We start from the raw sequence: 8960 nt of genomic DNA, 5'->3' as shown, positions 1-8960 counted from the left end.
CCAAAACTAAATGGCCGTAATGTACCGGATCGAAACTGCCGCCGAATAAACCCAAGCGCATCGTTTTCCTCGCACCGCCCTCGGGGAGGCAAAGGGAGGCAAAGTGAACTAATGGACAGTTATGGAGATATCGTATCTAATGTAGTTATAGCGTGGTTTATCAGCGCTGCATAAGTCCGTCAAATTCGCGATGTCGCATCAACAGCCACTGTTTGAACTCGAACCCGCGCCGTGGGAATTGGATGCCGCCGGCGAGCAGTTGGTGGCCACGGTGGTGTTTCTCGGCGGGGTGGAAAAAACGTTCGATTACAGCGTGCCAGACACCTTGCGCGACCGAGTGGAAGTTGGCCGCCGAGTGCGGGCGCCGTTCGGTCGCGCCAACCGGTTGGTCACCGGGTATTGCGTAAAGTTGGAAACTCGGCGCGATATTCAACGCCGGTTAAAACCGCTGTCCGAAGTGACCGACGAGCGCACGCTGCTTTCCGCCACCATGATTCGGCTTACGCAGTGGATGGCCGAGCATTATTTGTGCAGCTGGGCCGAAGCATTGGAAGCCGTGTTGCCGGCCGGCGTGCGCAGCCAGGCGGGAACGCGAAGAATTACGCTGCTGTCGCTGGCGCCAGATGCCAAAGAAAAACTCCCCGAGGCCAAGCTTTCCAAAAAACAATTGGAAATTGTCCGCTATGTGGCCGCCAGCCCTCATCCCCTGGAGCCACGGCAATTGGCCTTAGCGCTGAAATGCACGCCCGGGCCGATTACCGCTTTGCGCCGCAAAGGCATTTTGAAAGCGACCACCGCGCGGATCAGCGCCGAATCGCAGCACGAGCCTCCCGTCGCCCGGCAGGCGCATTTGCAGCTCAATCCCGATCAACAAGCAGCGCTGGCGGCTATTTTGCATCCGCTGCGCCAACCACAGCACGAAACCATTCTGATCCACGGGGTCACCGGCAGCGGCAAAACCGAAGTGTACATTCAGGCGATTCAAGAAGTCATCAGCTACGGTCGCCAGGCGATTGTTTTGGTTCCGGAAATTAGCCTCACGCCGCAAACTCGCGAACGCTTTCGCGCCCGCTTCGATCGGGTGGCCGTATTGCACAGCCACCTGCGCGATGCCCAGCGGCACTGGCATTGGGAACGCATCGCCCAGGGGGAAGTGCAAGTTGTGGTGGGGGCCCGCAGCGCGGTGTTTGCTCCCGTGCCGCACTTGGGATTGATCATTCTGGATGAGGAGCACGAAGGCTCGTTCAAGCAAGATACGGCGCCTCGTTATCATGCGCGCGAGGTGGCTTTGTGGCGAGCACGGGAAGAAAACGTGCCGCTGGTGCTGGCTTCGGCCACGCCGTCGCTGGAAAGTTGGTATCGGGCGGAGCAGGAGGAGTACCATTTGGTCGAAATGCCGCGGCGCGTGGTCGGACGCTCGCTGCCGGCGGTCGGCACAATTGATTTGCGCAACGAATTTCATAGCCGGCATTCGCGGGGAGCCGTTTCTCGGCAAATGCACCAGGCGATTGAAGCGGCGCTGCGCGAGGGTGGGCAAGTCATGCTGCTGCTCAACCGCCGCGGCTTTGCCACGCACATTCAGTGCCCGGCCTGCGGCCACGTGGTGCGCTGCCCACATTGCGATTTGCCGATGACGCATCATCGCAGCGAAGACATGGCCTTGTGCCACTATTGCGATTATCACGAAGGCGTGCCCAGCGAGTGCCCGGAATGTCACGCCCACGGCATTCACTTTCGTGGCCTGGGAACGCAGAAATTGGAAGCGGAAATTCGGGCACGCTTCCGCGGCGTGGAAGTATTGCGGATGGATACCGACGCCATGAAAGCGCCAGGCAGCCACGACCGGGCCTTGGCCGCATTTCGCGAAGGCAAAGTGCAAATTTTGCTGGGCACGCAAATGATTGCCAAGGGATTGGATTTTCCCAACGTCACGCTGGTGGGGGTCATCAATGCCGACACGGCGCTGCATTTACCCGATTTTCGCGCCGCCGAGCGGACCTTTCAATTAGTGACGCAAGTGGCCGGCCGGACGGGGCGCGGCGAAAAAGGGGGACGCGTGCTGGTGCAAACATTCAGTCCCGATCATCCGGCCATTCGCGCCGCGGTGAAGCACGATTTTCGCGCCTTTGCCGGCCAGGAATTGCCGTTGCGGGTGGCGCACGGATATCCGCCCATAACAACCATGATTCGCCTGGTAATCCGCGGCGCTTCGCACGAGCAAACAAAAGCCTTCGCCCAATACATGGGTGAGCGGTTGCGCGAAACGATTTTGCGCCTGGGGCCCGATTCTGAAATTCGAGTGCTGGGCCCCGCCGCCGCGCCGTTCGCCAAACTTCGCGGGCAGCATCGATTTCACTTGCAACTGCAAAGTGCCGACGGCGACCAATTGCGAACGATCATTCGGCAGGCAACCGCAGGCCTGGAAGTTCCGGAAAACATTTTGTGGACCGCCGACGTTGATCCGCTGGATATGCTGTGAGCCAGGCGGGATTGCTCTGGTTCGGAGCTAAGAAGGGCCGTAAAATGAAAGACATGCTAAGGCGGAAGCGGACGACGCCAGTTTTTTAAAGCGGTAGTCGCTTTTTTTCCCTCGACCCTCACCCCTAATCCCGCGCCTTTTTTTTCATGTCTTACCGCGGCGTCAAACGTGTGCTGGGCGAAACTCGGCTGGAGTTGAAGTGCCTGGTGCTGTTTGCCGTGTGCTTGCTGACGCTCATCGGCGGCAGTTTTTGGTGGTACGGCAGCCGGACCGAAGATTTGGTGTTTCAGAACACGCGCAATAACTGCCAGTATTTGGTGCGCGCTATCTTGATCGAGGAGCATTGGAAGTACATTAAATTGTTGGATTCCAATCGCGGTTCCAACGGAAAGGTCAACAGCCAGACACAAGGCGAATTGGATTTAATCAATGAGCTTGCGCGAGATATTCTCAGCAAAGACCTCGATTCCGGCGCGGAAACCTCTACGGGCAGCACGGCCGCAGACCGCACTCGTACCGGCCAACAATTTGGTACGCGCTTGTTGTGGCTGACTAATCCTAAGCCGGAAAATTTGCCGGAAACCATGCTCGACAGCCAGGTGCTGGAAAAGTTCGCCAATGCCCCGTCCCCCACGCCCGACGAAAATGGCCACACGCAGGAATTCTTCGATTATCGGCCACCTGACCAAGCGGAGTACTACTATTATCAGCCGATTCGCATGGGCCCTAAGTGCGTCTTTTGCCATGTAGGAAATAGCCAATCGGTTATTTTGGGCGCCTCGGGACTGGCGGAAGTGCCGCCGATTCAAGAGGGAGATTTGATGGGCGTGGTGCGGGTGAAGGTTTCCGACGCGACCACGCAAGACGCGCTGAACAACAATCGGGCGATCTTCCTGGCGACTGCCATTATTACCGTTTTTCTGGCGATGATCGCGGCCTATGCCATTGTACGGTACGTGGTTGTCAAGCCGCTGAAGCACCTGCGCGACATCAGTGATGAAATCGCCCGGGGAAATATGGAAGCCCGAGCCGAAATTCACACCGCCGACGAATTTGAAGAGTTGGGCATGGCATTCAATAAAATGGTGCGGCACCTGGTGAGCACGCAGGAAGAAATTAAGCACGCCAATGCGGCATTGGATGTCAAAGTGGATGAGCTGGCGCAAACCAACATGCGGCTGTACGAAATGAACCGCCTGAAAAGCGACTTTTTGGCCACGATGAGCCACGAGCTGCGTACGCCGTTGAACAGCATTATCGGCTTTTCGGAAGTGCTGGATTCCATTAAATCGCTCGACGACAAGCAGCGCCGCTACGTGCAAAACATTCAGAAATCGGGCCGCGTGCTGCTGGACATGATCAACGATATTTTAGACCTGGCGAAAATCGAAAGCGGCAAAATGGAAATCCGCTTGTCCGATTTTCGCATCGACAACGTAATTCAGGCCCAGTGCGATTTCTTCCGGCCACAAACCGAGCGCAAAAACATCGATTTGGAAATCGACGTGGAGCCGGGACTTCCCGAGCTGTTTCAAGACCAGGCTAAGGTGCAGCAAATCCTTAGCAACTTGCTGTCCAATGCCATTAAGTTCACGCCCGAGGGGGGCCGCATTTCGGTGCGCGCCAAGCACGATCCCGACCCCGGTGAGTTGTTGTTCGTGGTCTCCGACACCGGCGTGGGCATTGCCGAGGAAGATCAGGTGGTCATTTTCGAAAAGTTCCGCCAAGGATCGGCTGCCATGGCCCAGGGCGATGCCATTACCCGTGAGCATTCCGGCACCGGCTTGGGCTTGTCGATTGTGAAGGAGCTGTGCAAACTGCTGGGGGGCGAGGTTTCTGTCGAAAGCCAAATTGGCCGCGGCAGCACCTTCACCGTTCGCTTGCCGTTCACCTGTGCCGGACAACCGCAGCTGGATGCCGCGGTGACGGACAACATGGAAGAACTGATGCGTCCCCGCCGCCACGAAATACAACGCTCCTTGGAGCGCACCGTGCCGGCCGCTCCCGGCGTGGAACGCTAATTTGAACCGCAAAGGCGCAGAGACGCGGAGACGCAGAGAAGACAATGAAGAATGAAGCGAACTGGCAAGCCGTCGTGCCAATTAAATTCCAAATGAAATCTCGCATTGGATTATTGGTCATTGGAATTTGGAACTTGGAGTCTCATTCGCCATTCGAATTCCGCTCTTCGAATTTCCTGCCTCTCCGCGGCTCTGCGTCTCCGCGGTTAATTTAGATTGCCATGCCCAGCGCCACATTGCCATTGCCCGTTGTGCATTTGTTTACCGACGGGGCCTGCAGCGGCAATCCGGGGCCCGGTGGTTGGGCATTCATTTTACGGCATCCGGCGTCGGGAAAAGAAATGGAGCATGCCGGGGCCGAAGCGCTGACGACGAACAATCGGATGGAATTGCTGGCCGTGATTCGTGGCCTCGAGGCGCTGAAAAAAACGTCGCAAGTCGATTTATTCACCGACAGCGAATACGTGCGCCAAGGACTCCTGCAATGGATGGCCAAATGGAAAGCCAACGGCTGGAAGCGCAAAGTCGATTCGCGCGGAAAGCTAGGCGAGGTGAAAAATCTTGAACTCTGGCAGCGATTGGATGTATTGGTAGCCGCGCATCAATTAAAGTTTCATCGTGTGGCCGGCCATAGCGGGCATCCGGAAAACGACCGCTGCGATGAGCTGGCCGTAGCGGCTTACCAAAAGTTCTTGCCCAGACGCTAGGCCGAATTCTTGCGTGGCCGCCTAAAGCGCACTTCGGTCCGGCAACACGGGCGATGACCGTGCACTCCGTTGTCCGTGGGCAGCGCTGCTTCACACAGCGTGCAGTGTAAAACGCACGTGTTGTTTTTTGGCAACGCCGCAGACGCGAAAAAAATGAGGCTTTGTCATCCTTATTTCCAGCGACAACGTAGAAATTTGACAGCCGGGTATTTGTGAAGCAGAGTTGTATCGACCGAGCTTATCGTCGCACTCGAATCAGGCCGCCCCGCTTTTCAGGCCAGGGTCGAGGGCGTGCAAAAACTACTCTGTTGTTGCTTGAACCCGCTGAACCCCGTCACTGGATCATCTGGCGCAAACCGTGGGAGATGTTTATGAATAGTTCTGCAAACTGCGTCTCGTTTTCTGCCACCGGTGTGTGCGTCACGTTGGGCAAACCAAACCATTCGCGGCGCGGGATCATCACCGTGCTGTCCGCGTTTTTGATGGTCATCATGCTGGGGTTTGTGGCCTTCGGCGTCGATGTCGGCTATATGATGCTGGTGCAAACGCAGCTGCAATCCGCAGCCGACAGCGCCGCCATGGCTGCCGCTGCGAACATGTCGGGCACGCAAACGGCGATGACAACGGCCGCGCAAACATACGCCGCTTACCATAAGGCGGCGGGCACGCCGGTTACGCTGGCCAATGCCGACGTGCAATACGGAACCTGGGACAGCACAGCACGCAAGTTTACCTCCAGCGGCACCGCCAGCAATGCGGTGAAAATTACCGTGCGGCGAGATAACAGCACCGGTGCGAATCGAACATTTTTCGGCCGCGTGCTGGGATTGAACTCCTTCAACATTCCGGTTTCGTCGATTGCCATTGGCAATCCGCGCGACATTTGCTTCGTGGTCGACTTGTCGGGGTCTATGAACGACGATACGGTGACCGGCTACGGCAGCAGCGCCTCTTACCGCAGCTCCGGCTATTCCAGCACGTACAGCTCGATGATGCAGGAAGTGTTTAACGACTTCAATTTCGCGACCACGTATCCGGGCACGACACAAAAAATTGGATCGCCGGTCGATTCCAGCGCCACGTGGAGCAGTTCCGGCTCGCACGGCCTGTATTCAAAAACTGGGCCGCTGTCGAGCAACAGCATTTCTTCGACCTACCGCATGTTGAGCACCGATTCGTCCAGCACACGTCAAACGAAAGCTTACAAATGGATGATCGACAACCAAGTGGCCTCGATCATGCCGAAAGCCAAGCCGACGCCGCTAAGCAGCAATAGTTCCAGCTACAACTATTGGCAGGCGTATTTATCTTACATCACTGCCAACAGCAGTTACGTGATTGGCTACCGCACTTACGTCTCTTGGTTGATGGAGCAGGGCGGTCGCGATCAAACGGTCGACAGCAATGGCGATTACGGAGAGCTTTCGGTGAGCAACTCGAATTGCCCCTATCACTCTGAAAGCGTGGGCGGCACGAGCTTTAGTTTCCCGCCGGACGAGCAGCCAACCCACTCGGAACGTCGCTCGGTAATCGCGGGCATTCAGGAAGTGAAGAGTAAAAATTCAAACATCACCGATAACAATCAAAAAGACTGGGTGTCGGTCGTCACGTTCGATAAAACCGGCGGCGTGAAAACTCGCGTGGCGCTCACTACCGATTATGCTTCCGCGATGACCAGCGCCGCCACAATGCAGGCCGTCGGCGAAAACAGCAACAGCACCGACACCGAAGAGGGTTTGGTGCAGGCTTATAATCTCATCAAGCCCGCCAGCCAGGGAGGCACAGGCCGAGAGAACACGCAAAAAATTGTGATCCTGCTGACCGACGGTGTGGCGAACTTGAAAGACAGCAGCAACTCCACGGTGAGCTCGTACGAAGCCTCCAACCCCAGCACGTACAATGGTGTTTCCAATTACTATGGCGACAGCAGCGATTATCCGAGCGATGCCGCGTTGATGACCGCCGCCGCGATGCAAGCGGGAAGCACGACCAGCACCATGGGCAGCGGAAGTTCCGTCATGAGCGTTTACGCGCTCGCCTTGGGCTTGGCGGCCGATTACGACTTCATGGATCGCATGGCCCGCACGGGCGGCACGGCCGACACCAACGGCCAGGCCCCGCGCACCAGCGGCGATCCATCGACATACGAAACGGAAATGACGAGCCTGCTGGATAGCATCATCGATAATCCGCAGGTGCATTTGGTGCAATAAAAGGAAAGGTGCGCTGCAGTGCTGGCGCTTGGCGGCGCTTCACTGCAGCGACAGTTCCTGCGTGTTTTCGTCGTAGGCTAGCAAATTGCCGAACCGCGCCCAACGGACGAAAGTTTGGAACGTCTTCTCGTGGTTCTCTTGCGGCAAGCGAAGAATGATGGTTTCCTCCACGAAATCCTGATGCACTTTATGCTCCGGCTGCCGCAGGATGGCGTCGTAAATTTCACGGAACAGCCGCAACTTCAAAAGTTGCTCGCGCCAAATTTCCTGCCGCTGCTCGGCGGTGCCGCTTAAGAATTTTCGTCCCGCCGTATCGAGCACGACCATCCGCTTGGGCGTATCGACAAATTCCAGCATTTCAGCGGCACGAACTGTTTTAATAATATCTCCGAACTCCCGGTGTGTATCCGCGGCAATGCGGAACAACTCTTCCTGCCCGCCGCGCGCATCCAAATATTCCAATAACCCCACTATCTCGCTCGAGCTGGTTTCCGGCAACGGCTCCATCGAGGGCAAGCCGGACCGCGACATCACCGGCGGCTGGTCAGGCAATTCCTTCCCCGTGATAATTTCGTGCAGTTGATCGACCAGCGCGTTAAATTCGTACGATCGATAATTTCGCGGCCGCGGCAATTTGTTTTCCAAAATGGTTCGCAGCCGGCCCGGATTCGCCCCCAGCACGACAATCCGATCTGCCATGTACACAACCTCTTTAATGTCGTGACTGACCATTAAAATTGAAGACGGATTTTTATCCAGCGCCGCCCAAATGTCGACAATTTCCGCCCGCAAGCTTTCCGCCGTCAAAGCATCGACATGGCTGAAGGGCTCGTCCATGAACAATATTTCCGGATCAACCGACAGCGCCCGCGCCATGCCCACGCGCTGTTTCATGCCGCCGGAAAGTTCGCGCGGGTAAGCTTCCTCAAAGCCGGCCAAGCCGACCATGCGAATCACCCGCTCTGCACGGCTTTTCGCCTCAGTGGGCGCCACGTTGGCGGCGGCTAATACCACTTCGATGTTTTGCGTGACCGTGAGCCACGGATATAGCGCGAAACTTTGGAACACAATCGCCGCGCCGGGGTTCAATCCGTTCAACGGCTGCCCGTGGTATAAAACTTCGCCGTGCGTGGGCCGAATCAGTCCCGCCAGAATTCGCAAAATGGTCGATTTACCGCAGCCTGAGGGGCCCAATAGCGCTACGATTTCGTTCGGCTGAATGGCCAGCGTAATGTTGTCCAACACCAATAGCGCCTGTCCGTTGGGCTGGGGAAACTCGTGCGAAATGCCCCTGGCCTCGCACAACCGCACGGCCGGTTGCTCGATCACGGTGGTAGCGCTCATCGAACTCATCGTGCATCACTCATCAATCTGGATTCTGCTTTACTTCCCATTCCGCATTCCCCACTCCGCATTCTCTCCCCGTTTACTTGCTCAAAGAATACCGCCGCTCGGCCAACTCATACAATCGCCGCCACACCGTCCGATTAAAAGCAACCACCATAATCGCCATCATCAACACACTGGCTGCTAACAACGG

At 56.8% G+C, this 8960-nt stretch carries 5 protein-coding genes; 4 read left to right on the top strand and 1 reads right to left on the bottom strand.

What is annotated here, in order from left to right; genetic code table 11:
* The first annotated feature begins 190 nt into the window (after positions 1-190).
* From priA to VFE46_14995, 4 genes are all read left to right on the top strand, one after another.
* Positions 191-2479 carry a primosomal protein N' gene (gene priA, locus VFE46_15010; GenBank protein HZZ29306.1) on the top strand — a complete coding sequence of 763 codons (2289 nt, stop codon included), beginning with the start codon at positions 191-193 and terminating at the stop codon, positions 2477-2479.
* Between the two features lie 146 nt (positions 2480-2625).
* The gene (locus VFE46_15005) at positions 2626-4500 is read left to right on the top strand and encodes an ATP-binding protein (protein ID HZZ29305.1); all 1875 of its coding nucleotides are present in this window, start codon (positions 2626-2628) and stop codon (positions 4498-4500) included.
* A 221-nt stretch (positions 4501-4721) separates the two neighbouring features.
* Positions 4722-5207, top strand: a complete 486-nt coding sequence (rnhA, locus tag VFE46_15000; protein HZZ29304.1) for a ribonuclease HI — start codon at positions 4722-4724, stop codon at positions 5205-5207.
* A 371-nt stretch (positions 5208-5578) separates the two neighbouring features.
* Entirely contained in the window at positions 5579-7420 is a 1842-nt protein-coding gene (locus VFE46_14995; protein HZZ29303.1) for a pilus assembly protein TadG-related protein, read from the top strand.
* Positions 7421-7459: 39 nt separating this feature from the next.
* On the opposite strand, the gene VFE46_14990 is transcribed toward VFE46_14995, so the two are convergent.
* Positions 7460-8764 carry a nitrate/sulfonate/bicarbonate ABC transporter ATP-binding protein gene (locus VFE46_14990; GenBank protein HZZ29302.1) on the bottom strand — a complete coding sequence of 435 codons (1305 nt, stop codon included), beginning with the start codon at positions 8762-8764 and terminating at the stop codon, positions 7460-7462.
* Between the last annotated feature and the right edge of the window lie 196 nt (positions 8765-8960).

The organism is Pirellulales bacterium, assembly GCA_035656635.1.
Lineage (GTDB): Bacteria > Planctomycetota > Planctomycetia > Pirellulales > JADZDJ01 > DATJYL01.
The sequence above is the reverse complement of the archived record's forward strand: the minus strand, read 5'-3'. Positions and strand labels throughout refer to the sequence as shown.